At 69.0% G+C, this 24,743-nt stretch carries 38 protein-coding genes; 35 read left to right on the forward strand and 3 right to left on the reverse strand.

Annotated elements, in window-relative coordinates; all coding sequences use genetic code 11:
* The first annotated feature begins 4 nt into the window (after window positions 1-4).
* The 24 genes from rplC to R9X44_RS00530 all read left to right on the forward strand — a co-directional run bounded on the left by rplC (window position 5) and on the right by R9X44_RS00530 (window position 12,826).
* Window positions 5-661, forward strand: coding sequence for a 50S ribosomal protein L3 (rplC, locus tag R9X44_RS00415; protein WP_319811893.1), 657 nt, complete (start codon window positions 5-7; stop codon window positions 659-661).
* Window positions 658-1,263 (forward strand): 50S ribosomal protein L4, encoded by a 606-nt coding sequence (gene rplD / locus R9X44_RS00420; protein ID WP_319811894.1) that lies wholly within the window; start codon window positions 658-660, stop codon window positions 1,261-1,263. The genes rplC and rplD overlap by 4 nt, the downstream gene beginning before the upstream one ends.
* Window positions 1,260-1,559 (forward strand): 50S ribosomal protein L23, encoded by a 300-nt coding sequence (gene rplW / locus R9X44_RS00425; RefSeq protein WP_319811895.1) that lies wholly within the window; start codon window positions 1,260-1,262, stop codon window positions 1,557-1,559. Before rplD ends, rplW begins: the two co-directional genes overlap by 4 nt.
* 38 nt (window positions 1,560-1,597) lie before the next feature.
* A complete protein-coding gene (gene rplB, locus R9X44_RS00430) occupies window positions 1,598-2,431 on the forward strand; it encodes a 50S ribosomal protein L2 (RefSeq protein ID WP_319811896.1) in 834 nt (277 codons plus the stop codon).
* A gap of 8 nt (window positions 2,432-2,439) precedes the next feature.
* A complete protein-coding gene (rpsS, locus tag R9X44_RS00435; RefSeq protein WP_319811897.1) occupies window positions 2,440-2,721 on the forward strand; it encodes a 30S ribosomal protein S19 in 282 nt (93 codons plus the stop codon).
* A gap of 29 nt (window positions 2,722-2,750) precedes the next feature.
* On the forward strand, window positions 2,751-3,122 hold the full coding sequence (rplV, locus tag R9X44_RS00440; protein WP_319811898.1) for a 50S ribosomal protein L22: 372 nt from the start codon (window positions 2,751-2,753) through the stop codon (window positions 3,120-3,122).
* Window positions 3,122-3,952, forward strand: a complete 831-nt coding sequence (gene rpsC / locus R9X44_RS00445; RefSeq protein WP_319811899.1) for a 30S ribosomal protein S3 — start codon at window positions 3,122-3,124, stop codon at window positions 3,950-3,952. Before rplV ends, rpsC begins: the two co-directional genes overlap by 1 nt.
* A gap of 5 nt (window positions 3,953-3,957) precedes the next feature.
* Entirely contained in the window at window positions 3,958-4,374 is a 417-nt protein-coding gene (gene rplP, locus R9X44_RS00450) for a 50S ribosomal protein L16 (RefSeq protein WP_106402397.1), read from the forward strand.
* Window positions 4,374-4,601, forward strand: coding sequence for a 50S ribosomal protein L29 (gene rpmC, locus R9X44_RS00455; RefSeq protein WP_230615122.1), 228 nt, complete (start codon window positions 4,374-4,376; stop codon window positions 4,599-4,601). Before rplP ends, rpmC begins: the two co-directional genes overlap by 1 nt.
* Window positions 4,598-4,873, forward strand: a complete 276-nt coding sequence (gene rpsQ, locus R9X44_RS00460; RefSeq protein WP_319811900.1) for a 30S ribosomal protein S17 — start codon at window positions 4,598-4,600, stop codon at window positions 4,871-4,873. The genes rpmC and rpsQ overlap by 4 nt, the downstream gene beginning before the upstream one ends.
* Before the next feature lie 155 nt (window positions 4,874-5,028).
* Window positions 5,029-5,397, forward strand: a complete 369-nt coding sequence (rplN, locus tag R9X44_RS00465; protein WP_319811901.1) for a 50S ribosomal protein L14 — start codon at window positions 5,029-5,031, stop codon at window positions 5,395-5,397.
* Entirely contained in the window at window positions 5,397-5,699 is a 303-nt protein-coding gene (gene rplX, locus R9X44_RS00470; protein WP_319811902.1) for a 50S ribosomal protein L24, read from the forward strand. The genes rplN and rplX overlap by 1 nt, the downstream gene beginning before the upstream one ends.
* A 2-nt stretch (window positions 5,700-5,701) precedes the next feature.
* A complete protein-coding gene (gene rplE / locus R9X44_RS00475; protein ID WP_319811903.1) occupies window positions 5,702-6,271 on the forward strand; it encodes a 50S ribosomal protein L5 in 570 nt (189 codons plus the stop codon).
* Between the two features lie 35 nt (window positions 6,272-6,306).
* Entirely contained in the window at window positions 6,307-6,492 is a 186-nt protein-coding gene (locus tag R9X44_RS00480; RefSeq protein ID WP_123669994.1) for a type Z 30S ribosomal protein S14, read from the forward strand.
* Between the two features lie 261 nt (window positions 6,493-6,753).
* On the forward strand, window positions 6,754-7,152 hold the full coding sequence (rpsH, locus tag R9X44_RS00485; protein WP_123669995.1) for a 30S ribosomal protein S8: 399 nt from the start codon (window positions 6,754-6,756) through the stop codon (window positions 7,150-7,152).
* Between the two features lie 19 nt (window positions 7,153-7,171).
* On the forward strand, window positions 7,172-7,708 hold the full coding sequence (gene rplF / locus R9X44_RS00490) for a 50S ribosomal protein L6 (RefSeq protein ID WP_319811904.1): 537 nt from the start codon (window positions 7,172-7,174) through the stop codon (window positions 7,706-7,708).
* A 2-nt stretch (window positions 7,709-7,710) separates the two neighbouring features.
* On the forward strand, window positions 7,711-8,097 hold the full coding sequence (rplR, locus tag R9X44_RS00495; protein WP_319811905.1) for a 50S ribosomal protein L18: 387 nt from the start codon (window positions 7,711-7,713) through the stop codon (window positions 8,095-8,097).
* Between the two features lie 34 nt (window positions 8,098-8,131).
* Window positions 8,132-8,770: a 30S ribosomal protein S5 gene (gene rpsE, locus R9X44_RS00500; RefSeq protein ID WP_319811906.1), complete on the forward strand. Its 639-nt coding sequence runs from the start codon at window positions 8,132-8,134 to the stop codon at window positions 8,768-8,770.
* Window positions 8,767-8,952, forward strand: a complete 186-nt coding sequence (gene rpmD / locus R9X44_RS00505) for a 50S ribosomal protein L30 (protein WP_123669999.1) — start codon at window positions 8,767-8,769, stop codon at window positions 8,950-8,952. Before rpsE ends, rpmD begins: the two co-directional genes overlap by 4 nt.
* Window positions 8,949-9,395, forward strand: coding sequence for a 50S ribosomal protein L15 (gene rplO / locus R9X44_RS00510; protein ID WP_319811907.1), 447 nt, complete (start codon window positions 8,949-8,951; stop codon window positions 9,393-9,395). The genes rpmD and rplO overlap by 4 nt, the downstream gene beginning before the upstream one ends.
* A gap of 154 nt (window positions 9,396-9,549) precedes the next feature.
* A complete protein-coding gene (gene secY, locus R9X44_RS00515) occupies window positions 9,550-10,848 on the forward strand; it encodes a preprotein translocase subunit SecY (RefSeq protein ID WP_319812768.1) in 1,299 nt (432 codons plus the stop codon).
* Entirely contained in the window at window positions 10,848-11,489 is a 642-nt protein-coding gene (locus R9X44_RS00520) for an adenylate kinase (protein WP_319811908.1), read from the forward strand. Before secY ends, R9X44_RS00520 begins: the two co-directional genes overlap by 1 nt.
* Before the next feature lie 29 nt (window positions 11,490-11,518).
* Complete coding sequence (map, locus tag R9X44_RS00525) at window positions 11,519-12,334, forward strand: type I methionyl aminopeptidase (protein WP_319811909.1); 816 nt, start codon at window positions 11,519-11,521, stop codon at window positions 12,332-12,334.
* Between the two features lie 48 nt (window positions 12,335-12,382).
* Window positions 12,383-12,826: a DUF1707 domain-containing protein gene (locus tag R9X44_RS00530; RefSeq protein ID WP_319811910.1), complete on the forward strand. Its 444-nt coding sequence runs from the start codon at window positions 12,383-12,385 to the stop codon at window positions 12,824-12,826.
* A gap of 55 nt (window positions 12,827-12,881) precedes the next feature.
* On the opposite strand, the gene R9X44_RS00535 is transcribed toward R9X44_RS00530, so the two are convergent.
* Entirely contained in the window at window positions 12,882-13,427 is a 546-nt protein-coding gene (locus R9X44_RS00535; protein ID WP_319811911.1) for a hypothetical protein, read from the reverse strand.
* Window positions 13,428-13,749: 322 nt separating this feature from the next.
* On the opposite strand from R9X44_RS00535, the gene infA reads away from it, so the two are divergent.
* From infA to truA, 8 genes are all read left to right on the forward strand, one after another.
* On the forward strand, window positions 13,750-13,971 hold the full coding sequence (gene infA / locus R9X44_RS00540; protein ID WP_123670005.1) for a translation initiation factor IF-1: 222 nt from the start codon (window positions 13,750-13,752) through the stop codon (window positions 13,969-13,971).
* A gap of 66 nt (window positions 13,972-14,037) precedes the next feature.
* Complete coding sequence (gene rpmJ, locus R9X44_RS00545; protein ID WP_106402415.1) at window positions 14,038-14,151, forward strand: 50S ribosomal protein L36; 114 nt, start codon at window positions 14,038-14,040, stop codon at window positions 14,149-14,151.
* Between the two features lie 171 nt (window positions 14,152-14,322).
* On the forward strand, window positions 14,323-14,703 hold the full coding sequence (gene rpsM / locus R9X44_RS00550) for a 30S ribosomal protein S13 (protein WP_230615091.1): 381 nt from the start codon (window positions 14,323-14,325) through the stop codon (window positions 14,701-14,703).
* Window positions 14,704-14,772: 69 nt separating this feature from the next.
* Complete coding sequence (gene rpsK / locus R9X44_RS00555; protein ID WP_230615089.1) at window positions 14,773-15,177, forward strand: 30S ribosomal protein S11; 405 nt, start codon at window positions 14,773-14,775, stop codon at window positions 15,175-15,177.
* A 16-nt stretch (window positions 15,178-15,193) separates the two neighbouring features.
* Entirely contained in the window at window positions 15,194-15,820 is a 627-nt protein-coding gene (gene rpsD / locus R9X44_RS00560; protein WP_319811912.1) for a 30S ribosomal protein S4, read from the forward strand.
* A gap of 127 nt (window positions 15,821-15,947) precedes the next feature.
* Complete coding sequence (locus R9X44_RS00565; RefSeq protein ID WP_319811913.1) at window positions 15,948-16,964, forward strand: DNA-directed RNA polymerase subunit alpha; 1,017 nt, start codon at window positions 15,948-15,950, stop codon at window positions 16,962-16,964.
* Window positions 16,965-17,065: 101 nt separating this feature from the next.
* The gene (gene rplQ, locus R9X44_RS00570) at window positions 17,066-17,563 is read left to right on the forward strand and encodes a 50S ribosomal protein L17 (protein WP_319811914.1); all 498 of its coding nucleotides are present in this window, start codon (window positions 17,066-17,068) and stop codon (window positions 17,561-17,563) included.
* Window positions 17,564-17,695: 132 nt separating this feature from the next.
* The gene (truA, locus tag R9X44_RS00575) at window positions 17,696-18,595 is read left to right on the forward strand and encodes a tRNA pseudouridine(38-40) synthase TruA (RefSeq protein ID WP_319811915.1); all 900 of its coding nucleotides are present in this window, start codon (window positions 17,696-17,698) and stop codon (window positions 18,593-18,595) included.
* An 18-nt stretch (window positions 18,596-18,613) separates the two neighbouring features.
* Here truA and R9X44_RS00580 read toward each other — a convergent pair whose 3' ends face one another.
* Both R9X44_RS00580 and R9X44_RS00585 read right to left on the reverse strand, forming a co-directional pair.
* A complete protein-coding gene (locus R9X44_RS00580; protein WP_319811916.1) occupies window positions 18,614-19,867 on the reverse strand; it encodes a hypothetical protein in 1,254 nt (417 codons plus the stop codon).
* A gap of 65 nt (window positions 19,868-19,932) precedes the next feature.
* Window positions 19,933-21,660: a hypothetical protein gene (locus R9X44_RS00585; protein ID WP_319811917.1), complete on the reverse strand. Its 1,728-nt coding sequence runs from the start codon at window positions 21,658-21,660 to the stop codon at window positions 19,933-19,935.
* A gap of 393 nt (window positions 21,661-22,053) precedes the next feature.
* Between R9X44_RS00585 and rplM the strand changes: the two genes are divergently transcribed.
* The 3 genes from rplM (at window position 22,054) to glmM (ending at window position 24,662) form a co-directional block, all read left to right on the forward strand.
* A complete protein-coding gene (rplM, locus tag R9X44_RS00590; protein WP_319811918.1) occupies window positions 22,054-22,497 on the forward strand; it encodes a 50S ribosomal protein L13 in 444 nt (147 codons plus the stop codon).
* Window positions 22,498-22,610: 113 nt separating this feature from the next.
* Window positions 22,611-23,114, forward strand: a complete 504-nt coding sequence (gene rpsI, locus R9X44_RS00595) for a 30S ribosomal protein S9 (protein ID WP_319811919.1) — start codon at window positions 22,611-22,613, stop codon at window positions 23,112-23,114.
* Between the two features lie 207 nt (window positions 23,115-23,321).
* A complete protein-coding gene (gene glmM, locus R9X44_RS00600; protein ID WP_319811920.1) occupies window positions 23,322-24,662 on the forward strand; it encodes a phosphoglucosamine mutase in 1,341 nt (446 codons plus the stop codon).
* Window positions 24,663-24,743: the final 81 nt, after the last annotated feature.

The raw sequence follows: 24,743 nt of genomic DNA on the forward strand, positions 1-24,743 counted from the left end.
AACGATGAGCGTCAACAGGAAGGGCGTCCTGGGCGAGAAGCTCGGCATGACCCAGGTTTACGACGATGAGGGCCGGATCGTTCCGGTGACCGTCGTCCTCGCCGGGCCCAATGTCGTGACCCAGGTCCGCTCCACCGAAAGCGACGGCTACAACGCCGTGCAGCTCGGTTTCGGCCAGATCGATCCGCGCAAGGTCAACAAGCCGCTCGCGGGCCACTTCGAGAAGGCGGGCGTCACGCCCCGCCGCTACCTCGTCGAGCTCCGCACCGACGACGCCGGCGAGTACACCCTCGGTCAGGAGATCACCGCCTCGACCTTCGAGCCGGGCCAGAAGATCGACGTCACCGGCACCAGCAAGGGCAAGGGCTTCGCGGGCGTCATGAAGCGCCACGGCTTCGCCGGTCTGGGCGCGGGTCACGGCGTCCAGCGCAAGCACCGCTCGCCGGGCTCCATCGGCGGCTGCGCGACCCCCGGTCGCGTCTTCAAGGGTCTGCGCATGGCCGGCCGCATGGGCTCGGTCCGCAAGACCATCCAGAACCTCACCGTGCACTCCGTGGACGCCGAGAAGAACCTCATCCTCATCAAGGGTGCTGTTCCCGGCCCGAACGGCGGCGTGGTGCTGGTCCGCAACGCCGTGAAGAAGATGGAGAACCAGTCGTGACGAAGGTCAACGTCGAGCTGGCCCCGGAGATCTTCGAGGCCAAGGTCAACGTCCCGCTGATCCACCAGGTCGTGGTGGCGCAGCTCGCCGCGGCGCGGCAGGGCACGCACAAGACCAAGACCCGCGGTGAGGTCCGGGGCGGTGGCAAGAAGCCGTACCGCCAGAAGGGCACCGGCCGCGCCCGCCAGGGTTCGACCCGTGCGCCGCAGTTCGCCGGCGGTGGCGTCGTCCACGGCCCGCAGCCGCGCGACTACAGCCAGAAGACGCCGAAGAAGATGAAGGCCGCCGCGCTGCGCGGCGCGCTGAGCGACCGGGCCCGCGCGGGCCAGGTGCACATCGTCGACGGCCTGGTCGAGGGGGACACCCCCAAGACGAAGCTCGCCGTGAAGGCGCTGCGCGAGGTGACCTCGGCCAAGCGCGTTCTCGTGGTCCTCGACCGTGAGGACGACCTGACCTGGAAGTCGCTGCGCAACGAGCCGTCCGTGCACGTCCTCGTCGCCGACCAGCTGAACACCTACGACGTCATGGTCAATGACGACGTCGTGTTCACCGAGAAGGGCTACGAGGCTTTCGTCGCCCACGCCAAGGGGAGCGACAAGTGAGCAAGATCTACGACCCCCGGGACATCCTTCTCGCGCCGGTCGTGTCCGAGAAGTCCTACGGCCTGCTCGACGAGGGCAAGTACACCTTCCTCGTCGCCACCGACGCCAACAAGGTCCAGATCCGCCAGGCGGTGGAAGAGGTCTTCGGCGTCAAGGTCATCGGCGTCAACACGATCAACCGGCAGGGCAAGCGCAAGCGCACCCGCTACGGCTACGGCAAGCGCAAGGACACCAAGCGCGCCATCGTCAGCCTGGCGGAGGGCGAGCGGATCGACATTTTCGGGCCTCAGGCGTAAGGCCGCAGGCACCGAACTGGATGGGATGAACGAAAAAGATGGGCATCCGTAAGTACAAGCCGACGACTCCGGGTCGTCGCGGCTCCAGCGTGGCCGACTTCGTCGAGATCACGCGCTCCGAGCCGGAGAAGTCGCTGCTGCGACCGCTCCCCAAGAAGGGCGGCCGTAACAACCACGGCCGCATCACCACGCGCCACCAGGGCGGCGGGCACAAGCGCGCCTACCGGCTGATCGACTTCCGTCGCCACGACAAGGACGGAATCCCCGCCAAGGTCGCGCACATCGAGTACGACCCCAACCGGACCGCGCGCATCGCGCTGCTGCACTACGCGGACGGTGAGAAGCGCTACATCCTCGCCCCGCAGGGTCTGCGTCAGGGCGACGCGGTGGAGAACGGCGCCGGCGCCGACATCAAGCCCGGCAACTGCCTCCCGCTGCGCAACATCCCGGCCGGTACCGTGGTGCACGCCATCGAGCTGCGTCCCGGCGGCGGCGCGAAGCTGGCCCGCTCGGCGGGTTCCGGCGCGCAGCTGCTGGCCAAGGAGGGCGCCTACGCCACCCTGCGCATGCCGTCCGGCGAAATGCGCAAGGTCGACGTGCGCTGCCGCGCGACGGTGGGCGAGGTCGGCAACGCCGAGCAGTCCAACATCAACTGGGGCAAGGCCGGCCGTATGCGCTGGAAGGGCAAGCGCCCGACCGTCCGCGGTGTGGCCATGAACCCGATCGACCACCCGCACGGTGGTGGTGAGGGCAAGACCTCCGGTGGACGCCACCCGGTCAGCCCGTGGGGCCAGAAGGAAGGCCGGACCCGTAAGCCCGGCAAGCCCAGCGACAAGCTGATCGTCCGTCGTCGCAGCAACAAGAAGCGGTAGGAGTCGTCATGCCACGTAGCCTGAAGAAGGGCCCCTTCGTGGACGACCACCTTATGAAGAAGGTGGACGCACAGAATGAGAAGGGGACCCACACCGTCATCAAGACGTGGTCGCGGCGCTCCATGATCGTGCCGGAGATGATCGGTCACACGATCGCCGTGCACGACGGCCGCAAGCACGTCCCGGTGTTCATCTCCGAGTCGATGGTCGGCCACAAGCTGGGCGAGTTCGCGCTCACCCGCACGTTCCGCAGCCACGTCAAGGAAGACCGCCGCAGCCGTCGAGGCTGAAGCACAGCAATCACACGAGAGGAACAGTCATGGAAGCCAGGGCCCAGGCGCGGTTCATCCGCGTCACGCCCAGGAAGGCCCGCCGTGTGGTGGACCTCATCCGTGGCCTGCCGGCCGCGGAGGCTCAGGCTGTGCTGCGCTTCGCCCCCCAGGCAGCCAGCGAGCCGGTCGGCAAGGTGCTGAACAGCGCCATCGCCAACGCCACCCACAACTTCAACCTCGCGCAGGACACGCTCGTCGTCTCCCGCACGTGGGTTGACGAGGGCCCGACCCTGAAGCGGTTCCGGCCGCGCGCGCAGGGTCGTGCGTACCGCATCAACAAGCGCACCAGCCACATCACCGTGGTCGTCGAGTCCGTCGATGAGGGCGCGCCGGTCAAGAAGACAAGGAGGGCCCGGTAGTGGGGCAGAAGATCAACCCGCACGGGTTCCGCCTGGGCATCACGACCGACTTCAAGAGCCGTTGGTACGCCGACAAGCTCTACAAGGACTACATCAAGGAAGACGTCGCGATCCGTCGCATGCTCACCAAGGGCATGGACCGGGCCGGCATCTCCAAGGTGGAGATCGAGCGCACCCGTGACCGTGTCCGGGTCGACATCCACACCGCCCGGCCTGGCATCGTCATCGGCCGCCGCGGCGCGGAGGCCGACCGCATCCGGGGCGACCTGGAGAAGCTGACCGGCAAGCAGGTGCAGCTGAACATCCTCGAGGTCAAGAACCCCGAGATGGACGCCCAGCTCGTCGCGCAGGGCGTGGCCGAGCAGCTGTCCAGCCGTGTCGCGTTCCGTCGCGCCATGCGCAAGGCGATCCAGTCCTCGATGAAGTCCGGCGCCAAGGGCATCAAGGTCCAGTGCTCCGGCCGTCTCGGCGGCGCTGAGATGTCCCGGTCGGAGTTCTACCGCGAGGGCCAGGTGCCGCTGCACACCCTGCGCGCGGACATCGACTACGGCTTCTACGAGGCCCGCACCACCTTCGGCCGCATCGGCGTGAAGGTCTGGATCTACAAGGGTGACGCGGCTGCGACCCGCGCCGAGCGCGAGCAGCGCGCGGCCGCCCAGCGCGCCGGCGCCGGCGGCGGCGGCGACCGTCGTGGCGACCGCCGCGGCGGCCGTGGCGAGCGCCCCGCGCGTGGCGGCGCCCGTCGCGGTGGTGGCGAGCGCGCCCCGCGTCAGAACGAGAACACCGCGCCGGCCGCCCCCGAGGCTGCTCCGGCGCCTGAGGGGAGCTGAGTTCCATGCTGATCCCTCGCAGGGTCAAGCACCGCAAGCAGCACCACCCGAAGCGCCGTGGCATGGCCAAGGGCGGTACGAAGGTGACGTTCGGCGAGTACGGCATCCAGGCTGTCGAGGGTCACTACGTGACCAACCGGCAGATCGAGTCCGCGCGTATCGCCATGACCCGTCACATCAAGCGTGGCGGCAAGGTCTGGATCAACATCTTCCCGGACCGCCCGCTGACCAAGAAGCCCGCCGAGACCCGCATGGGTTCCGGTAAGGGTTCCCCCGAGTGGTGGATCGCGAACGTCAAGCCCGGTCGGGTGATGTTCGAGCTGTCCTACCCGAACGAAGAGATCGCTCGTGAGGCGCTCACCCGCGCCATCCACAAGCTGCCGATGAAGTGCCGGATCGTGAAGAGGGAGGTGGGCGAGTAATGGCGAACACGGCCGAAGACCTGCGCACCCAGCCCGAGGACGAGCTGGTGACCAAGCTGAAGGAATTCAAGGAGGAGCTTTTCAACCTCCGGTTCCAGGCGGCGACCGGTCAGCTGGAGAACCACGGGCGGCTGCGGACGGTCAAGCGTGAGATCGCCCGCATCTACACCGTGATGCGGGAGCGCGAGCTCGGCATCGTCACCGTTGCCGAGGAGGGCGAGAAGTGAGCGAGACCACCGAGACAGCTGCGCGCAGCAACCGCAAGGTCCGCGAGGGCCTCGTGGTGAGCGACAAGATGGACAAGACCGTCGTCGTCGCCGTCGAGGACCGCGTCAAGCACCGCCTGTACGGCAAGATCATCCGCCGTACGACCAAGTACAAGGCTCACGACGAGGCCAACGCCTGCGGCGTCGGCGACCGGGTCCGCCTGATGGAGACCCGTCCGCTGTCGGCGTCCAAGCGCTGGCGCGTCGTCGAGATCCTGGAGAAGGCCAAGTAACTGGACCTGCGGGGGGCCGAGCTGCCCCGGCCGCCGGGCTCGTCCCGTGCCGCGGCAGCTCCCCGCACTCCCCCTCGCGGGCCGATTCCGCGAGGGCAGATCCACCAGGCTCCGGCCAGGGCCGGAGAACCGGTGAGAACCAACAGGAGTTAGAAGTGATCCAGCAGGAGTCGCGACTGAAGGTCGCCGACAACACTGGTGCGAAGGAGATCCTTTGCATCCGTGTGCTCGGTGGCTCGGGTCGGCGCTATGCGGGCATCGGCGACGTCATCGTCGCCACGGTGAAGGACGCCATCCCCGCGGCCGGCGTGAAGAAGGGCGACGTCGTCAAGGCGGTCGTCGTCCGTACGCGTAAGGAAGTCCGTCGTCCCGACGGTTCCTACATTCGTTTCGACGAGAACGCTGCCGTGCTCATCAAGGACAGCAACGACCCCCGGGGCACCCGTATCTTCGGCCCGGTCGGCCGCGAGCTGCGCGAGAAGAAGTTCATGCGCATCGTCTCGCTCGCGCCGGAGGTGCTGTAATGAAGATCCGTAAGGGCGACGAGGTCGTCATCATCGCCGGCAAGTCCAAGGGCGCGACCGGCAAGGTCATCGCCGTCGACCTGAAGCGCGAGCGCGTCACGGTCGAGGGTGCGAACCTCATCAAGAAGAACACCAAGGTGGACGCCCAGGGCAAGGGCGGCGGGATCGTCACCGTCGAGGCGCCGCTGCACGTCAGCAATGTCGCGCTGGTCGAGGATGGCAAGCCGACTCGCGTGGGCTTCACGGTCAACGAAGACGGCAAGAAGGTCCGGATCTCGCGTCGTACCGGCAAGGAGATCTGAACATGACCGAGACTTCCGTCGAGATCCCGCAGCCGCGGCTGAAGCTGCGCTACCGGGAAGAGATCAAGGGCCAGCTCCAGGAGCAGTTCGGCTACGCCAACGTCATGCAGATCCCCGGTCTTACCAAGATCGTGGTGAACATGGGCGTGGGCGAGGCCGCGCGCGACGCCAAGCTCATCGAAGGCGCCGTCAAGGACCTGACCGCGATCACCGGCCAGAAGCCCGCCGTCGCGCGGGCCAAGAAGTCCATCGCGCAGTTCAAGCTGCGTGAGGGCATGCCGATCGGCGCGCACGTCACGCTGCGCGGCGACCGCATGTGGGAGTTCCTCGACCGGCTGCTGTCGCTCGCGCTGCCGCGCATCCGCGACTTCCGGGGTCTCAACCCCAAGCAGTTCGACGGCCGCGGCAACTACACCTTCGGTCTCACCGAGCAGGTCATGTTCCACGAGGTCGACGTCGACAAGGTCGACCGGCAGCGGGGCATGGACATCACGATCGTGACGACCGCGACCAACGACGAAGAGGGCCGGGCGCTGCTGAAGCTCCTCGGCTTCCCGTTCAAGGAAGCTTGATGGCTTCAGAGGATCGCAACAAGGAGGCTTAGGACATGGCGAAGAAGGCTCTGATCGCCAAGGCCGCGCGCAAGCCGAAGTTCGGCGTCCGGGGTTACACCCGGTGCTCGCGCTGCGGCCGCCCCCACTCCGTCTACCGGAAGTTCGGCCTGTGCCGCGTGTGCTTCCGCGAGATGGCGCACCGGGGCGAGCTGCCCGGCATCACCAAGTCGTCCTGGTAACAGCGACGACGGCCCGGAACCCGAAAGCGCCAGCCGCCTGACGGGTTCCGGACCACACGGAACATCGCGTCGATCGCGTGCCGTGACCGCCGATTGCGCGGTCACGGCGCGGATCGCGTACCGTACGTACAACAAACCGGGCGCCCTTTCTCTAGAGGCGCCCACGACCGCGCTGTAGGTCCGTAGGGTCCTGCGCTCCCCGCTCGTGAGGCGGGCGGAGCCGGGGCAGCTGGAAACCGCAGCGAGGAGGGCCAAGCGGCCATGACGATGACCGACCCGATCGCAGACATGCTCACGCGTCTGCGCAACGCGAACTCGGCATACCACGACAGCGTGTCGATGCCGTACTCGAAGATCAAGGCGCACATCTCGGAGATCCTCCAGCAGGAGGGCTACATCACCGGATGGCACGTGGAGGACGCCGAAGTCGGCAAGAAGCTCGTGGTGGACCTGAAGTTCGGTCCCACCCGCGAGCGCTCCATCGCCGGCATCAAGCGCGTCTCCAAGCCCGGTCTCCGGGTGTACGCGAAGAAGGACAACCTGCCGAAGGTCCTGGGTGGCCTGGGCGTCGCGATCATCTCGACGTCCTCCGGCCTCATGACCGACAAGCAGGCCGGCAAGCGTGGCGTGGGCGGCGAAGTCCTCGCCTACGTCTGGTAGCGGAAAGGAGCAACAGACAATGTCTCGCATTGGACGTCTGCCGATCTCCGTTCCCAGCGGAGTCGAGGTCAAGATCGAGGGCCAGCTGGTCTCGGTCAAGGGCCCGAAGGGCAAGCTCGAGCACGTGATCGCCGAGCCGATCAAGGCCGAGCTCAACGACGGAGTGATCACGGTCACCCGTCCCAACGACATCAACACGGTTCGGAGCCTGCACGGCCTGAGCCGCACCCTGATCTTCAACATGATCGTCGGGGTGACCCAGGGGTACGCCAAGACCCTGGAGATCCAGGGCGTCGGCTACCGCGTCGTGGCCAAGGGCAAGGACCTCGAGTTCTCCCTCGGCTACAGCCACCCGATCCTGATCAAGGCGCCGGAAGGCATCACCTTCACGGTCGAGAAGCCGACCCTGTTCAAGGTCGAGGGCATCGACAAGCAGCAGGTCGGCGAGATCTCTGCCAACATCCGCAAGCTGCGCAAGCCCGACCCGTACAAGGGCAAGGGCGTGCGGTACCAGGGTGAGCAGATCCGCCGCAAGGTCGGAAAGGCTGGTAAGTAGTCATGGCTGGCACCAAGGGCCTGTTCCGCAAGGGCACGAGCGCGCGCGCGGTCTCCCGCAAGCGGCGCCACCTTCGGGTCCGCAAGCGGGTGGTCGGCACGGCTGCGCGTCCGCGCCTCATCGTGACCCGCTCCACCAAGCACGTCTTCGTCCAGGTCGTGGACGACACGCTGGGCAAGACCCTCGCGTCGGCGTCCACCATGGAGGCCGCGCTGCGCACGGCCGAGGGCGACAAGACCGCCAAGTCGAAGGAAGTCGGCAAGCTCGTCGCCGAGCGCGCCAAGGCCGCCGGCGTCGACGCCGTCGTCTTCGACCGGGCGGGCAACAAGTACCACGGCCGTGTCGCCGCCGTCGCGGACGGCGCCCGTGAGGGGGGTCTCGCACTGTGACCTCCAAGACCCAGTCTGAGAAGAGGAACCACTAATGGCAGCTGCTCCCAGTCGCGGAGGCGGCCAGGGCGGCGAGCGTCGTGACGGCCGTCGTGACGGACGCCGTGACGACCGCCGCGGTGGCGCCGACAAGGGCACGTCTTACATCGAGCGCGTCGTCGCGATCAACCGCGTCGCCAAGGTCGTGAAGGGTGGTCGTCGCTTCAGCTTCACCGCCCTGGTGATCGTCGGCGACGGCAACGGCACGGTCGGCGTCGGCTACGGCAAGGCCAAGGAAGTTCCCGCGGCCATCGCCAAGGGCGTCGAAGAGGCCAAGAAGAACTTCTTCAAGGTCCCCAGGATTCAGGGCACCATCCCCCACCTCACCCAGGGTGAGGCCGCCGCGGGCGTCGTGCTGCTGAAGCCGGCCAGCCCCGGTACCGGTGTCATCGCCGGTGGCCCGGTGCGCGCGGTCCTGGAGTGCGCGGGCGTCCACGACGTCCTGTCGAAGTCGCTCGGCAGCTCGAACGCCATCAACATCGTCCACGCGACGGTGGCGGCGCTCAAGCAGCTCAAGCGCCCCGAGGAGATCGCGGCCAAGCGCGGTCTGCCGATCGAGGACGTCGCCCCCGCCGCCATGCTGCGCGCGCGTGCCGCCGGCCTCGAGGCCGCGAAGGTCGAGGTGAACTCGTGAGCCAGCTCAAGATCACGCAGATCAAGTCCGTGATCAGCGAGAAGCAGAACCAGCGGGACTCGCTGCGGACCCTGGGCCTCAAGAAGATCGGCCAGAGTGTCGTTCGGGAGGACAAGCCCGAGGTCATCGGCCTGATCCGCACCGTTGCCCACCTGGTGAAGGTGGAGGAGGTCGAATCATGAGCGAGGCTCTGAAGGTCCACGACCTCAAGCCGGCTCCGGGCGCCCACAAGAAGAAGACCCGCAAGGGTCGGGGCGAGGCGTCCAAGGGCAAGACCGCGGGCCGCGGCACCAAGGGCACCAAGGCCCGCAACACGGTCCCGGTCGGTTTTGAGGGCGGCCAGATGCCGCTGATCCGGCGGGTTCCGAAGCTCAAGGGCTTCAAGAACCCCAACCGGGTCGAGTTCCAGGTCGTCAACCTGGACAAGCTCGCCGAGCTGTACCCCTCCGGTGGAGAGGTCACCGCCGAGGACCTGGCGGCCAAGGGCGCGGTGCGCGCCGGCCGTCCGGTCAAGATCCTCGGCACCGGCGACATCTCCGTCGCGGTGCAGGTGAAGGTGACCGCCTTCTCCGGCTCCGCCAAGGAGAAGATCGTGGCCGCCGGCGGAAGCGCCGAGCAGGTCTAAGGGAAGTGGAACCGGGGCTGACCGTCCGTCGTTGGAGGGTCGGCCCCGGCTTCGTCTGCTGTTAGCATTCGACGGGTCCCCTCCGGGATCCGTGCAAGGTGTAGAGCGGCCAGCCGGGCCGTATGAACAGGGTCGTAAACGCGCAGGAGGAATGGTGCTCACCGCTGTTGTTAGGGCATTCAAGACGCCCGACCTGCGCAAAAAGATACTGTTCACATTGTTCATCATCCTGGTGTTCCGCGTCGGCTCGCTGATGCCGACCCCGGGTGTGAACGTGGGAGCGGTGCAGACGGCGATCGAGGCCGCCGAGTCCGGGGCCAACGCCAGCCTGTACTCGCTGATCAACCTCTTCAGCGGCGGCGCGCTGCTGAAGCTCTCGGTGTTCGCGCTCGGCATCATGCCGTACATCACCGCGAGCATCATCCTCCAGCTGCTGACGGTGGTGATCCCACGGCTCGAGGCCCTCAAGAAGGAGGGCCAGGCCGGGACCTCGAAGATCACCCAGTACACCCGGTACCTGACGATCGCGCTGGCGATCCTGCAGTCCACCGGCATCGTGGCCATGGCCTCGACCGGCAACCTGTTCACCGGGCAGTCCGTCGACGTGCTCTACGACACCTCGCTGTTCACGGTCATCACCATGGTGATCGTGATGACCGCGGGCACCGCCGTCATCATGTGGCTCGGCGAGCTCATCACCGACCGCGGCATCGGCAACGGCATGTCGATCCTCATCTTCACCACGGTCGTCGCGTCGTTCCCGCAGCAGTTCATCAACATCTTCCAGACCAAGGGCGGCTTCGTCTTCACGATCGTCCTTCTGGTCGGCCTGGCGATCGTCGCCGCCGTCGTCTTCGTCGAGCAGGCGCAGCGCCGCATCCCCGTCCAGTACGCCAAGCGGATGGTCGGCCGCCGCATGTACGGCGGCACCTCGACCTACATCCCACTGAAGGTGAACCAGGCGGGCATCATCCCCGTCATCTTCGCCTCCTCGCTGCTGTACCTCCCGCAGCTCGCCGGGCAGCTCTGGCCCAACAGCGAGTTCCTCGGCAAGTACGTCCTGCCGTACCTCCAGCAGGACAACCCGGTGAACATGGCGGTCACGTTCGCACTGATCGTGTTCTTCACGTACTTCTACGTGGCCATCACCTTCAACCCCACTGAAGTCGCCGACAACATGAAGAAGTACGGTGGTTTCATCCCGGGTATCCGTCCGGGGCGGCCCACCGCCGAGTACCTCGACTACGTGCTCACGCGGATCACCGCTCCCGGCGCGCTCTACCTGGGTCTGGTCGCCCTCATTCCGTTGGTGGCGTTCTCGCTGATCCAGGCGGCGAACGACTTCCCCTTCGGCGGCACCAGCATCCTGATCATCGTCGGCGTTGGGTTGGACACCGTGAAGCAGATCGAATCTCAGCTCCAGCAGCGTAGTTACGAAGGTTTCCTCCGCTAGTGCGTATCGTGCTCGTGGGCCCCCCGGGAGCGGGCAAGGGAACTCAGGCCCAGTTCATCGCATCCCATCTGTCGGTCCCGAAGATCTCGACAGGTGACATCTTCCGCGCCAATGTGAGCGGCGGAACCGAGCTCGGCGTCCTCGCCAAGCAGTACATGGACAAAGGCGACCTTGTCCCCGACGAGGTGACCGTCGCCATGGTCCGGGACAGGATCTCCCAGCCCGACGCCCTCGGCGGGTTCCTCCTGGACGGCTTCCCCCGCAACGTCCCGCAGGCCGAGACGCTGCGGTCGATCCTCGCCGACGGCGGCCTCGCCCTCGACAAGGTCCTCGAACTCGTCGTGGACGAGGAAGAGGTCGTCCGGCGGCTGTCGGGCCGGCGTACCTGCGGCCAGTGCGGCCGCATCTGGCACGTCGAGTTCGACGAGGGCCGCGACGACATCTGCGACGACTGCGGCGGACACCTCTTCCAGCGGGACGACGACAAGGAAGACGTCGTCCGGCACCGGCTCGAGGTCTACAAGGAACAGACCGAACCTCTCGTGGAGTTCTACGAGAAGGAAGGCATCCTGGTCGGCATCAACGCCACCGGGACCGTCGAAGCGGTCACCGAGCGCGCGCTCGACGCGTTGCGCGCCTAGGCCGAGCAACAGGGCAGCAGGGGGGACGGGTGTTCAGAAGGCGGACGCGTATCCAGGTGAAGTCGCCTGAGCAGATCGAGCTCATGCGGGTCGCCGGACGGCTGGTGGGCGAGACGCTCGCGCTGGTCGCCGCGGCGGTGAAGCCCGGCGTCAGCACGCTCGACCTGGACCGCATCGCCGAGGACAACATCCGCGCGGGCGGCGGCGTCCCATCCTTCATCGGCGTACCCGGGCCGATCACCCCCTTCCCGGCCACCCTGTGCACCTCGGTGAACGAGGAGATCGTGCACTGCATCCCCCGCGCCGACAAGGTGCTGCGCGAGGGGGACGTGGTGTCGATCGACTGCGGCGCGATCGTCGGCGGCTGGCACGGCGACGCCGCCGTGACCGTCCCCGTCGGGGAGATCGCCGCGGACGTCAGCAAGCTCCTCGACGTCACCGAGGAGTCGCTGTGGCGCGGTATGGCCGCCTGCAAGGTCGGCGGGCACCTCGGCGACATCGGATACGCGGTGGAGTCCTACGTGCGCTCCCAGGGCCGCTACGGCATCGTCGAGGGTTACGGCGGGCACGGGATCGGCACCGAGATGCACATGGAGCCGTTCATCCCCAATGTCGGACGCAAGGGCGGCGGGATGCTGCTCGGCCCCGGCATGGTGTTCGCGGTCGAGCCGATGGTGAACCTCGGCAAGCCGCACACCGAGGAGATGGAGGACGGCTGGACCGTCGTCACCTCCGACCGCAGCCCCTCGGCGCACTTCGAGCACACCGTCGCGATCACCGCGCAGGGCCCCCAGGTGCTCACCGCACTTGATGGGTGGGCCGAGCGCATCGCAGAATTGGCCTGAGCCCGGCCGATCATGGCCGTGCCGGCGAGGTGAGGGAAGTGACAGGCGATGCCGTCGAGTCCGGAGATGCGGGCCTCGGACAGGGACCGTGACCGGTTCGCGGAGATCCTGCGCGACAACTATGCGCAGGGCAGGCTGAACCTCGAGGAGCTGAACGAGCGGCTCGAGTCGGCCTACGCCGCACGTACGCTCGGCGACCTCGAGGCGCTGACGGCCGACCTCCCGGCCAAGGACATGTACGACCTCCCCATCCCGGCCTCCGACCAGACCGCGCTCGCCCGCAAGGAGGGCGGCGGGATCGTCGGCAGTGAGAAGGGCATGCGCGGGGCGTGGGCGACGTACGCGTCGGTGAACCTCGTGATGGCGTCGATCTGGCTGATCGCGTCGGTCGCCTCGGGCGGGCTGACCTTCCCCTGGTTCCTGTGGGTCGCCGGGCCGTGGGGCGCGGTCCTGCTCGCGCAGACGCTGTTCGGCTACCCGGGCAAGGACTGACCTGACGGGCTGACGCGCAGGGCTGCGGGTCTGGCGGTTCGGTCTGGCGGGTGCGTCAGGCCGTCGCGCGGATCGCGTGGGTGAGTGCCTTGACGAGGGTGCGCGCGTCGGGCGCGAGCTCGGGGACGACCTCGCGCAGCGCGAGCCAGCCGTTGACCGCGCGGGTCGTGGGCGCCGCCTCGTCCAAAGCGGGGTCGTCGATGCCGTACCAGGCGGAGATGAGTGACCAACGCCACAGCCTGTGCTGCTCGGGCGGCGGGAATCCGCCGGGCCCGCGCTGGCCGGTGGAGGCCAGCCGCACCGACTCGACGGTGCGGCCCACCCGCTCGGCGATCTCGCGCAGCGCGAGCAGCGGATCGGCCTCGACGCGCCGCACGACGATGCCGGGCGCGGCGGCCTCGACCTCGGTGACGACCTCGACCATGGCCTGGGCCAGGGACGGAGCCTCCCAGCTGCACCTGGCGTTGGCGGGTCCGGTGACGTCGGAGGCGGACCTGACGAAGGAGACGGTGACGTACCCTTGCGTCCGTTCGAACAGCGGGTCAAGCTCATGCTCGAAGACTGGTCTGCTGAGGACCAGTTCGAAGTCATAAGCCACCATGGCAGCAACGTACCCGCCCTCGCACCCAGGCGAAAGCCGGTAAGGGCTTCGGGGGCGGCGGGTCGCCGATTTCGCATTCTCGGGCGCGTCGCGTAGACTCGCTATTCGGTCCAGTATCAGACCCGTCATGTGCTCGTTTATCGAACGTGTGTTTGCATCTTACACGGCTTCGAATGAGCGGTCCGGGTCGTGGACGTCCCTCGATCGAGGGCCTGTCCTGGACTTTTCCGCGAGGAACACGCAGCCCCGTCGGCCGTTGGCCGAAGGTGGGTTCGTGTCGTCGCGGGAAACAGACGAAACCGAGCAGCGAAGCGCGGAGGTCATGGCCAAGAAGGAAGGCGCCATCGAGATCGAGGGCGTTGTCGTCGAGTCCCTCCCGAACGCCATGTTCCGGGTGGAACTGGACAACGGGCACAAGGTCCTCGCGCATATCAGCGGCAAGATGCGGATGCACTACATCCGAATCCTCCCCGATGACCGGGTTGTGGTGGAGCTGTCTCCCTACGACCTGACTCGCGGCCGGATCGTCTACCGCTACAAGTAACCGACAAGGGTTGCCTTTCCCGTCGTGGCAGACGGGAATGACCCTGCGATCACGTCAGGAGACCCGATGAAGGTCAAGCCGAGCGTCAAGAAGATCTGCTCGAAGTGCCGCGTCATCCGCCGGCACGGCCGCGTCATGGTGATCTGCCAGGACCCGCGCCACAAGCAGCGTCAGGGCTGAGGCTCTCTCCAACGCTCCACCACAACAAAACAACAGGCCGCAGTTCGCCACGTCCCCCGCACGCCGGGGGATACGGGCGAGTGACCCCCGGTCGGAGGCCGGGGCCCGCCCTGGGCAGGGACGGGAACGCGGTCGGTAGGACCTCCGCCTGAAACGAAAGGACACTGCCCGATGGCACGCATCGCCGGTGTCGACCTTCCGCGCGAAAAGCGCCTGGAGGTCGCGCTGACCTACATCTACGGCATCGGTCGCACCCGTGCGCTCGAGACCCTCGCCGCCACCGGTGTCTCCGGTGACCTGCGGGTGCACCAGCTCAGCGACGCCGAGCTGATCCCGCTGCGCGAGTACATCGACGCCAACTACAAGATCGAGGGCGACCTGCGCCGCGAGGTGCAGGCCGACATCCGCCGCAAGATCGAGATCGGGTGCTACCAGGGCATCCGTCACCGCAAGGGCCTTCCGGTCCACGGTCAGCGGACGCAGACCAACGCGCGCACCCGCAAGGGCAAGAAGAAGACCGTCGCCGGCAAGAAGAAGGCCGGCAAGAAGTAGGCCGTAGGGGCCCGCGCATAAGGGCCCCGCCGACGACCGGTCCGATGACCTCTGGAGTGAAGAAGAGCAATGCCTCCTAAGAGCCGCCAGGGCGCCGCCAAGAAGCTGCGCCGCAAGGAAAAGAAGAACGTCGCTCACGGGCACGCCCACATCAAGAGCACGTTCAACAACACGATCGTCTCCATCACCGACCCCAACGGGAACGTGATCTCCTGGGCCTCGTCCGGGCACGTGGGCTTCAAGGGCTCCCGCAAGTCCACCCCGTACGCCGCCCAGCAGGCCGCCGAGAACGCCGCCCGCCGCGCCATGGAGCACGGCATGCGCAAGGTCGACGTCTTCGTGAAGGGTCCCGGCTCCGGCCGTGAGACCGCGATCCGTTCGCTCCAGGCCACCGGCCTCGAGGTCGGCTCGATCCAGGACGTCACGCCCGTGCCGCACAACGGCTGCCGCCCGCCGAAGCGTCGTCGGGTCTGATCGGAGAGATAGAGACATGGCTCGTTACACCGGTGCCGACTGCAAGCTGTGCCGTCGGGAGAAGACCAAGCTGTTCCTGAAGGGCAGCAAGTGCCTCAGCGCCAAGTGCCCGATCGAGAACCGCCCCTACCCTCCGGGTGAGCACGGGCGCGGCCGCACCAAGGAGTCGGAGTACCAGCTCCAGCTGCGCGAGAAGCAGAAGACCCGCCGCATCTACGGCGTGCTGGAGAAGCAGTTCCGCAACTACTACGAAGAGGCCAACCGCAAGGCCGGCAAGACGGGTGAGAACCTGCTCTCGCTGCTCGAGCGCCGCCTCGACAACGTCGTCTACCGGGCCGGGTTCGCCAAGTCGCGCGACGCCGCCCGTCAGGCGATCCGCCACAACCACATCCTGGTGAACGGCAAGAAGGTCAACATCCCGTCGTTCCTGGTGTCCGAGAAGGACATCATCGAGGTGCGCGCGAAGTCGGCCGACCTGACCCCGTTCGTGGTGGCCCGCGCCGAGTCCGAGGCCCACCAGGTCCCGGGCTGGATCGAGGTCGTCGCGGACAAGATGCGCATCCTGGTGCACGCGCTGCCGGTCCGTCAGCAGATCGACACGCAGGTCCAGGAACAGCTGATCGTCGAGCTCTACTCGAAGTAAGTCCCTTCGGGGACCGCTTCTGGCGGATCTCACCGGCCCCCGGCAGGCGTCATGGACGCCGGTCGGGGGCACCCTGTTGGTTGTCAGAGCCGTCAAATAGCGGGCGGCCCGACAGAAAGTGGGCATCATGCTCATCGCACAGCGTCCGGCTCTCACCGAAGAGCAGGTCGACGACTACCGCAGCCGCTTCGTCATCGAGCCGCTGGAGCCGGGCTTCGGCTACACCATCGGCAACTCGCTGCGGCGCACCCTGCTCTCCTCCATCCCCGGCGCGGCGGTCACCAGCATCCGCGTCGAGGGCGTCCTGCACGAGTTCTCCACCGTGCCGGGCGTCAAGGAGGACCTGACCGACATCATCCTGAACCTCAAGCAGCTCGTCGTCTCCTCCGAGCACGACGAGCCCGTGGTCATGTACCTGCGCAAGCAGGGCCCGGGTGACGTCACCGCCGCGGACATCGCGCCGCCGGCCGGGGTCGAGGTGCACAACCCCGACCTGAAGATCGCCACGCTGAACGGCAAGGCGAAGCTGGAGATGGAGCTGACGGTCGAGCGCGGCCGCGGTTACGTCTCGGCGACCCAGAACAAGCAGCCGGGGCAGGAGATCGGCCGGATTCCGATCGACTCCATCTACTCCCCGGTCCTCAAGGTCACCTACAAGGTCGAGGCCACCCGAGTCGAGCAGCGCACCGACTTCGACCGGCTCATCCTCGACGTGGAGACCAAGCACTGCATGCTGCCGCGCGACGCCGTCGCGTCGGCGGGCAAGACCCTCATGGAGCTGTTCGGCCTGGCCCGCGAGCTCAACGTCGAGGCCGAGGGCATCGACATGGGCCCGTCCATCGCCGACGCCGCGCTGGCGGCCGATCTGGCGCTGCCGATCGAGGAGCTGAACCTCACGGTCCGCTCCTACAACTGCCTCAAGCGCGAGGGCATCCACTCGGTCGGCGAGCTCGTCGCCCGCTCCGAGCAGGACCTGCTGGACATCCGCAACTTCGGCGCCAAGTCGATCGAGGAAGTCAAGCAGAAGCTGCACGACATGGGGCTGTCCCTCAAGGACTCCCCGCCCGGGTTCGACCCGACCGCCGCCGCCTTCGGTGACGGCGACGGCGACGACGAGTCGTTCGCCGAGACCGAGCAGTACTGAGCCCCACGGCGTCGGGGGCACTCGCCCCCGACGCCGGGACTTTTTCCGCAGGAACAAGCTGACTCCAGTACCTGACACGGCTGGAGCAGGAAGGAAACACCATGCCCAGGCCCACCAAGGGAGCCCGCCTCGGCGGCAGCCCGGCGCACGAGAAGCTGATCCTGTCGAACCTCGCGACGCAGCTTTTCGAGCACGGCCGCATCACCACCACCGAGGCCAAGGCGCGCCGGCTGCGTCCGCTGGCCGAGAAGCTGATCACCAAGGCGAAGAAGGGCGACATCGCCAACCGCCGCCTGGTGCTGCAGACCGTCCGCGACAAGGGCGTGGTGCACAAGCTGTTCACCGAGATCGGCCCGCACTTCGCGGACCGTCCCGGCGGCTACACCCGGATCACCAAGATCGGCCCCCGCAAGGGCGACAACGCGCCGATGGCCGTGATCGAGCTCGTCGCCGAGCAGGTCTCCGGCGTCACCGTTCGCAAGACCTCCGCTCCGGCGGAAGAGGTCGCGCCGAAGACTGAGGAGACCGCTCCCGAGGCGGCCGCCGAGGAGACTCCGGCGGAGACCGCCGAGGCGACCGAGGCCGAAGAGGCCAAGTGAGCACAGGGCCGGCCGAGTAAAGGCCGCGCTTGATTCGGGTCCGTCGTCCCAAGTCAGGGACGGCGGACCCGTCTCGTTTGAGAGACTGGAGTCCCCGGGCGGGGGCGCGTGGCGTGAACGGGAAGCGGGGAAATGACGTCGTTGGTGAGGCTCCGGCTCGACATCTCCTATGACGGGTCGGATTTCGCGGGCTGGGCGCGGCAGCCGGAGCAGCGGACCGTCCAGGGGGTCGTCGAGGACGCCCTCGCGCGGATCATGCGGCTCGACCCGCCGCCCGTGCTGACCGTCGCGGGCCGCACCGACGCGGGCGTGCACGCCACGGGCCAGGTCGCGCACGTGGTGGTGCCGTACCCGAACTACCAGGCGATCAGCGGCGCGATGACGCGGCGGCTCGCGGCGGTGCTGCCGCCCGACGTGCGCGTCACGGGGGTGACGATCGCGCCCGACGGCTTCGACGCGCGGTTCTCGGCGCTGCGCAGGCGCTACGAGTACCGGGTGAGCGACGAGCCCACCGGCCTGCCGCCGCTCGACCGGCACGACACCGTCTGGCATCCGCGGCCGCTGAACGTCGACAGGATGAACGCCGCAGCGGCGCTGCTGGTCGGCGAGCACGACTTCGCCGCGTACTGCCGCAGGCGCGAGGGCGCGACGACGATCCGGCGGCTGCTGCGCTACGAGTGGGAGCGGCGCGGGGAGCGGCTGGCGGTCGCGACCGTCGAGGCCGACGCGTTCTGCCACTCGATGGTGCGCGCGCTGGTCGGCGCGCTGCTGTCGGTCGGCGACGGCCGCAAGCCCGTCGAGTGGCCGTATGAGGTGCTGGTCGCGGGGGTGCGCGACTCGGCCGTGAAGGTCGCGCCCGCGCACGGGCTCGCGCTGGTCGAGATCGTCTACCCGGAGAACGCCAAGCTCGCGGCGCGCGCGCAGGAGACGCGGCGCGTCCGCACGCTCGCCGCGCCGACGCCTCCCGCGCCGCAGCCCGGCGCGGTGGAGCCGCCCGCGCAGAGCGAGCCCGCCGAACACGTCATCCGTTAGCGGTGCCGGCCCGCGGCGTCAGCGTTGGCGCAGCGGGGCGTTGACGTAGGTGATGAAGGCCGAGGCGAGCTTGGGGTAGGTCTGGTCCGCCTTGGCGGGCTTGCGGCCCTCCAGATGGCGTACGTAGACGTACAGGATGTATCTGCCGTAGGTGGTGCTCGCGGCGAAGCCGCCGGAGTCGCCGATCTGCTTGGTGCGCTTGCCCGGCAGGCCGATGAACCAGTTGCCCTTGCGGGCCGGGCTCCCGGCCTTCTGGACGTTGATGGCGACCCGCTTGCTCGGCATCGCCACGACCCCGACGGTGACGCCGGTCCTGCCGTTGCCGCTCACGAACGTGGAACGCACCACCATCTGGCAGTCGTTCTTGATGAGCGCGCGGGACATGCCGCCCGCGGCCGCGTAGTCGCAGCGCAGGTTGAGCGACTTGCGGTCCACCGCGTAGGTGCGGCCCTCGAGGGTGATGCGCCGGTCGGGGAAGACCTCCTCCAGCGTCAGCGCCTCGGGGTCGGTGTCGACGGAGTCGACGGCCGGGACCCCGGACGCCGGCGGGCTGTCGGCGGGCTCGGGTGCGGGCGCGGTCACCGTGGCGGTGACCGTCGGGATCGCGGCGGGCGGCGCGGGCTCGTCGGTGACGACCGCGTAGGCGAGCGCCGCGACGGCGAGCGTGGGCACGAGGGCGAGCGCGACGTACAGCGGGACCCTGCCGCGCCTGCGGCGGCCGTGCCGCGCCGAGCGCGGGGGCGTCGGGACATCCTCGGGCCCGGCTTCCGCGACGGGTTCGGCGGGCGGCGGCGCGGGCCGTGAGGCCATGCCGACGACGGACAGGCCGGCCCCTGAGGACTCGGCGGGGCGGGCGGCGGAGTCGGGGGCGGGCGCGGCCCAGCGGGGGATCTCCCCGGTGATCGTCGCCTCGGCGGGCGGGATCTCCGGGCCCTTGGGCACGATCGTGCCGGTGAGGAAGTCGCCGGACGCCTCGGGGTCGGAGGGCGCGGCGTCGAGGGCGTCAGGGACCGGTGCGGCCAGGACGCCGACGGCCGGGGCGGGGTCGGCCGGGGGGATCACCGGAGCCCACCAGGGGGCGGCGGGTGGACCCTCGGCGGGGTCGGCGGGGGCGCCCGTGCCGTCGGCGGGCAGGGCGGGGGAGGCAGCGGGAGACGGGGGAGCCGCCGCGGCCTCGGTCCCGGGACGTGTGCGTTGGTGCCCGGGGGCGCCGTGGGCGACCCCGACTTCGTCGGGAGCGCCTCCGGACCGGGTGTCGTCAGGACCGGACATGGTCGTACAGGGTAGTCAACCCGGCGAAGATCCGGAGGGTTCGTCGGGAATTCGCGCTTCCCCGATCAGGTGGACGGTTTGCCCGCCGAGTCGCGGTAGTGCAGCGCGGGTCCCAGATTGCTGCCGTTCACCGTGTTCTGCGCGAAGACCTGCGCGCGCTTGCGGTTCTTGGCCGGGACGGGCTTGCCGTCGGGCGTCTGCACCCAGGTCATGATCAGGTAGTGGCCCCTGGTCCAGGCCGCGCCGAGCGCGTCGCCCTGGCCGATCTTGGCCGTGACGCCCTTGCCGGGCAGCGCGACGACGTAGGCGTCCTTGTCCTTGGCGGCCTTCTCCGCCCTGGCGGCGGCCTGGGAGGTGCCCAGGTTCGCGACGCCGACGGTGCCGATCATGCGGCCGTCCTTCGTGGCGAAGGTCGCCCGCAGGAACTGGGTGCACTTGCCCTTCTTCAGGGCGGCCTGCAGGGCGGTGCCGTGCACCGCGCCCGCGCAGTCCTTGGTCGTCTTGCGGACGTGCATCACATAGGTGGTGCCCTTGACCGTGAAGCGCTTCTTGGCGAAGACCTCGCCGAGCTTGAGCGGCTTGGGGTCGGTCTTGCGCGACTTGAGCAGCCCGCCCGCGGGATCGAGGGTGGGCGCGCCGCCGCCGGGGGCCGCGGACTCGCCGGGGGCGGGGCTCTGCGCGGCGCTCTGGGTGGCCTGGCCGCCCGGCTTGTCGTCGTCGCCGCCCCGGGTGAAGGCGTACGCGCCCGCGCCCGCGACGACCACGACGGCGGCCAGCGCGCCCGCGATCATCAGGCCCTTGCCGCCACCGCCGCCGCGCTTGCCGCTGCCGATCTCCTCGCGTGCGCCGTCGGGCTGCCACTGCTCGCCGCGCTCGTACGGGCCGCCGGGGCCTCCCGGTCCGCCCGGACCACCGGGGCCGCCGGGCGCTGCGGGGGCGTCCCACGCCTGCTGCGGGGGTGTCTGGGGATCGCCGGACGGCGGCTCGCCCCAGCCCGCGGGGGGCGGGACGGCCTGCGCGCCGGTGAAGGGCCGGTCGGCGGCGTCGTAGCGCGGGACCTCGTAGCTGCCGCTGGCGGTCGCGCCGCCGCCGAAGCGCTCGGCGTCGTGCCTCGCCTCGTCGCCGTAGGGCTGCTCGCGCCCATAGGAGTCCTGCCCATAGGAATCCTGGGCGTAGGGCTCCTGCGCGTAAGACTCCTGGGCGTACGGGTTGTTGGCGTCGGCGTAGGGGTTCTGGTCGCCGGGCCTGGCGTAGGGGCCCGAGTCCTGCTCGAACCGGGGCGGCTCGCCGTACTGCGGGAGCGCGTAGGCGCTGGTGCCGCCCTCGCCGGGCGGAGGGGTGGCGACGGTCGGGTTGTCGAAGCCGCCCGCGGGGGCCTCGCCGACGGGCACGCCGTCATGCCACGGGGTCTGCTGCGGGCCGCTGGGGCCGTCGTAGGCGGCGGGGGCCTCGGCGTAGCCGGTCGACGGGGCCGCCAGCGGGGACTCCGGCGCGTAGGGCTGCTCGACGGGCGCGCCGGGCTCGGGCCACGGCTTGCCGTCCAGCGGGCTCTGCGGCCGCGCGGCCGCGCCCTCGAGCCACGAGCCGCCGCCGCTCTGCTCGCCGCCCCAGCCCGCCTCGGGACCGTGCCAGGACGCGGTGGCCTCGCCCGGCTGCTCCTCGGGGGGCTGCGGCTGCTGCTGCGGGGGGATGGGAGCGCTCAGGGGGTGTCGGGACCAGTCGTCGTCGGCAGCTTCCGGCGGTTCGCCTTCCCAGGACGGCCGCTGCTGGTTGCTGTCACCCGGATAACCCATGATGCTGAGCCTATCGGTCGATATCGTCAGTTGCCCTTACGGCCCGGCGCGGACTCCACGATGGCACGGGCCCAGGCCCGTGCGCAGCCGCTTTGCCGCATGCTCCCAGGCTCGGATATGCTGGGCGTTCGTATGTGTCGGGTTGCCTGAACGTCAGGGATGATGCAGCGCGGGAGTTCCCGCGACATCCGGCGTCTCAACATCCGGCACTGACCGGCCCGGCTGAAGTACGGCCACGTTGAAGTCCGGACACCGCGAAGCCAGATCCTGTCGCCACGGGGACCTCCCCGTGCCGAGAGCCTCCCGCCGAGCACGTCCGGCACGACAGCGCGACCGCTACGGCAGTGACCGACAGGGCCGCATCCGACAGTCGACAAAAAGAAGGCTTACGCCGTGCGCACGTACACCCCTAAGCCCGCTGACGTGGAGCGTCAGTGGCACGTCATCGACGCGACCGATGTCGTGCTGGGTCGCCTTGCCAGCCAGGTCGCGATCCTGCTTCGGGGCAAGCACAAGCCGATCTACGCGCCGCACGTTGACACCGGTGACTTCGTCATCATCGTCAACGCCGACAAGGTTTCGCTTTCGGGCAAGAAGCTCGAGCAGAAGAAGGCTTACCGTCACTCGGGCTACCCGGGTGGTCTGCGGTCGGTGGCCTACAAGGACCTGCTCGAGAAGTTCCCGGAGCGCGCCGTCGAGAAGGCGATCAAGGGCATGCTGCCGAAGACCAAGCTGGGCCGCGCCCAGTTCGGCAAGGTGAAGGTCTACGCAGGTCCGAACCACCCGCACGCGGCCCAGCAGCCCGTGCCGTTCGAGATCGAGCAGATCGCCCAGTAGTAGGTCTGGCTTACGCCAGCCCCCGCATCAAAAAGAGGCCGCTGGGGCGCCCTGAGAGCTTGGGTCAGGGTCCGCCGCCCCGGTTAGAAGACCAGACAGGAGAACGGAAGAACGTGGCCGAGACCACCGAGACCGAAACGGTCGCCGAGTTCGAGTTCGAGGAAGCCCCCTCGGAGTACACCACCGAGTCCGCGGTCGTGGAGGAAGCCGTCGTGCGCGTCCCCGCCGCGACGGGCCCCGCTTCGGCCACCGGCCGGCGCAAGGAGGCGATCGCGCGCGTGCGCATCGTCCCCGGTTCGGGCAACTGGACCATCAACGGCCGCACCCTTGAGGGCTACTTCCCCAACAAGGTGCACCAGCAGCTCATCAACGAGCCCTTCGTCACGCTCGGCCTCGAGGGCCAGTGGGACGTCATCGCCCGCATCAACGGCGGCGGTGTCACCGGTCAGGCCGGCGCCCTGCGCATGGGGATCTCCCGGGCGCTGCAGCTCTCCGACCCCGACAACCGTCCGGCGCTGAAGAAGGCCGGCTTCCTCACCCGTGACGCGCGGGCCAAGGAACGCAAGAAGGCCGGTCTCAAGAAGGCCCGTAAGGCTCCGCAGTACAGCAAGCGTTGATCAGACGCGCTGTTTGACGGGTCGCTGGTCATCTTGGCGGCTTGTCTGTTCGGGCGGCGGACATCACGATGCACGAAGGTGCAGCACGTGGTGTCCGCCGCCTCTGCGTATTTCCGGTGCCTCGTCTCCGGCGTTCTGCGTCCGGGAAGCGTCGAACGGAATGCGTGACTGGGATTTCGTTGACTTGGGATTGCGGGTGATCTTGACGTGGGTCGGCTGTTCGGCACCGACGGGGTGCGGGGTCTGGCGAACCGGGACCTGACGGCGCGGCTCGCGATGGACCTGTCCATCGCGGCCGCTCGGGTGCTCGGCGACGCGGGGGCGTTCGAGGGGCACCGCCCGGTGGCGGTCGTGGGCAGGGACCCGCGCGCCTCGGGCGAGTTCCTTGAGGCGGCGGTCGTCGCGGGCCTGGCGAGCGCGGGCGTCGACGTCCTGCGCCTCGGCGTGCTGCCGACGCCGGCGGTGGCCTATCTGACGCGTGAGCTCGGCGCGGACCTCGGGGTGATGCTGTCGGCGTCGCACAACCCCGCGCCCGACAACGGGATCAAGTTCTTCGACCGCAGCGGGTTCAAGCTCGCCGACGAGATCGAGGACAAGATCGAGGCGCGCCTCGGCGAGGACTGGCAGGGCCCGACGGGCGGCGGCGTCGGACGGGTCAGTGAGGCCGCCGACGAGGGCTCGCGCTACGCCGACCACATCCTGGCGACGGTCGGGATCTCCCTCGCGGGCCTGCGCGTCGTGGTGGACTGCGCGAACGGCGCGGCCGCCGGGCTCGCCCCCGACCTGCTGCGCCGCGCGGGCGCGGACGTGATCGCGATCGGCGCGGAGCCCGACGGCCTCAACATCAACGACGGCGTCGGCTCGACCCATCTCGACGCGCTGCGCGCCGCCGTCGTCGCCAACGACGCCGACGCGGGCATCGCCTTCGACGGCGACGCCGACCGGTGCCTGGCGGTGACCGCGTCCGGCGAGATCGTGGACGGCGACCAGATCATGGCGATCCTCGCGCTCGAACTGCACGACGCGGGCAGGCTCCCGTCGGCGACCGTCGTGGCGACGGTCATGTCGAACCTCGGCTTCAAGCTCGCGCTGCGCGAGCAGGGCCTGACCGTCGTGGAGACGGCCGTCGGCGACAGGTACGTGCTCGAGGCGATGCGCGAGGGGTCGTTCGGGTTCGGCGGCGAGCAGTCGGGCCACGTCATCATGCTGGAGCACGGCACGACCGGCGACGGCGTCCTGACGGGGCTGCACCTGCTGGCCGCGGTCGCGCGCCGCCGCCGTCCGCTCGACGAGCTCGCCAAGTGCATGACCCGGCTGCCGCAGGTCCTCATCAACGTGCGCGGCGTGGCCAAGGAGCGGGCCGCGACGTCGGCGGAGCTGGCCGCGGCCGTCGCCGCCGCGGAGGCCGAGCTGGGCGACTCGGGCCGGGTGCTGATCCGCCCGTCGGGCACCGAGCCGATGGTCCGCGTGATGGTCGAGGCGGCCGCCGAGGACCAGGCGCACACCGTCGCCGAACGGCTCGCCGAGGCCGTGCGGACCCACCTGTAGCGTGAACGGCTTTCGAATCCGCGGATAACGATTTGGGCGCATCTGGTTCCGGGGCGGTGCGCGGCCGGGTCACCATGAGGC

The sequence above is a fragment of the Actinocorallia sp. A-T 12471 genome, assembly GCF_033875155.1.
Lineage (GTDB): Bacteria > Actinomycetota > Actinomycetes > Streptosporangiales > Streptosporangiaceae > Actinocorallia.

Excerpts from the sequence above, each read along its gene's own strand:
- rpmC (WP_230615122.1), top strand. The coding sequence starts at position 4,374 with ATGGCGAACACGGCCGAAGACCTGCGCACCCAGCCCGAGGACGAGCTG.
- rplX (WP_319811902.1), top strand. The coding sequence starts at position 5,397 with ATGAAGATCCGTAAGGGCGACGAGGTCGTCATCATCGCCGGCAAGTCC.
- R9X44_RS00535 (WP_319811911.1), bottom strand. The coding sequence starts at position 13,427 with ATGGTGGCTTATGACTTCGAACTGGTCCTCAGCAGACCAGTCTTCGAG.
- rpsS (WP_319811897.1), top strand. The coding sequence starts at position 2,440 with ATGCCACGTAGCCTGAAGAAGGGCCCCTTCGTGGACGACCACCTTATG.
- rpsE (WP_319811906.1), top strand. The coding sequence starts at position 8,132 with ATGGCAGCTGCTCCCAGTCGCGGAGGCGGCCAGGGCGGCGAGCGTCGT.
- R9X44_RS00580 (WP_319811916.1), bottom strand. The coding sequence starts at position 19,867 with ATGTCCGGTCCTGACGACACCCGGTCCGGAGGCGCTCCCGACGAAGTC.
- truA (WP_319811915.1), top strand. The coding sequence starts at position 17,696 with ATGACGTCGTTGGTGAGGCTCCGGCTCGACATCTCCTATGACGGGTCG.
- rpmJ (WP_106402415.1), top strand. The coding sequence starts at position 14,038 with ATGAAGGTCAAGCCGAGCGTCAAGAAGATCTGCTCGAAGTGCCGCGTC.
- R9X44_RS00480 (WP_123669994.1), top strand. The coding sequence starts at position 6,307 with ATGGCGAAGAAGGCTCTGATCGCCAAGGCCGCGCGCAAGCCGAAGTTC.
- rplQ (WP_319811914.1), top strand. The coding sequence starts at position 17,066 with ATGCCCAGGCCCACCAAGGGAGCCCGCCTCGGCGGCAGCCCGGCGCAC.
- rplP (WP_106402397.1), top strand. The coding sequence starts at position 3,958 with ATGCTGATCCCTCGCAGGGTCAAGCACCGCAAGCAGCACCACCCGAAG.
- rpsM (WP_230615091.1), top strand. The coding sequence starts at position 14,323 with ATGGCACGCATCGCCGGTGTCGACCTTCCGCGCGAAAAGCGCCTGGAG.
- rplC (WP_319811893.1), top strand. The coding sequence starts at position 5 with ATGAGCGTCAACAGGAAGGGCGTCCTGGGCGAGAAGCTCGGCATGACC.
- rplV (WP_319811898.1), top strand. The coding sequence starts at position 2,751 with ATGGAAGCCAGGGCCCAGGCGCGGTTCATCCGCGTCACGCCCAGGAAG.
- R9X44_RS00565 (WP_319811913.1), top strand. The coding sequence starts at position 15,948 with ATGCTCATCGCACAGCGTCCGGCTCTCACCGAAGAGCAGGTCGACGAC.
- rplO (WP_319811907.1), top strand. The coding sequence starts at position 8,949 with ATGAGCGAGGCTCTGAAGGTCCACGACCTCAAGCCGGCTCCGGGCGCC.
- rplR (WP_319811905.1), top strand. The coding sequence starts at position 7,711 with ATGGCTGGCACCAAGGGCCTGTTCCGCAAGGGCACGAGCGCGCGCGCG.
- R9X44_RS00530 (WP_319811910.1), top strand. The coding sequence starts at position 12,383 with ATGCCGTCGAGTCCGGAGATGCGGGCCTCGGACAGGGACCGTGACCGG.
- rplF (WP_319811904.1), top strand. The coding sequence starts at position 7,172 with ATGTCTCGCATTGGACGTCTGCCGATCTCCGTTCCCAGCGGAGTCGAG.
- rpsD (WP_319811912.1), top strand. The coding sequence starts at position 15,194 with ATGGCTCGTTACACCGGTGCCGACTGCAAGCTGTGCCGTCGGGAGAAG.
- rplE (WP_319811903.1), top strand. The coding sequence starts at position 5,702 with ATGACCGAGACTTCCGTCGAGATCCCGCAGCCGCGGCTGAAGCTGCGC.
- R9X44_RS00585 (WP_319811917.1), bottom strand. The coding sequence starts at position 21,660 with ATGGGTTATCCGGGTGACAGCAACCAGCAGCGGCCGTCCTGGGAAGGC.
- rplB (WP_319811896.1), top strand. The coding sequence starts at position 1,598 with ATGGGCATCCGTAAGTACAAGCCGACGACTCCGGGTCGTCGCGGCTCC.
- rpsK (WP_230615089.1), top strand. The coding sequence starts at position 14,773 with ATGCCTCCTAAGAGCCGCCAGGGCGCCGCCAAGAAGCTGCGCCGCAAG.
- infA (WP_123670005.1), top strand. The coding sequence starts at position 13,750 with ATGGCCAAGAAGGAAGGCGCCATCGAGATCGAGGGCGTTGTCGTCGAG.
- rpsH (WP_123669995.1), top strand. The coding sequence starts at position 6,754 with ATGACGATGACCGACCCGATCGCAGACATGCTCACGCGTCTGCGCAAC.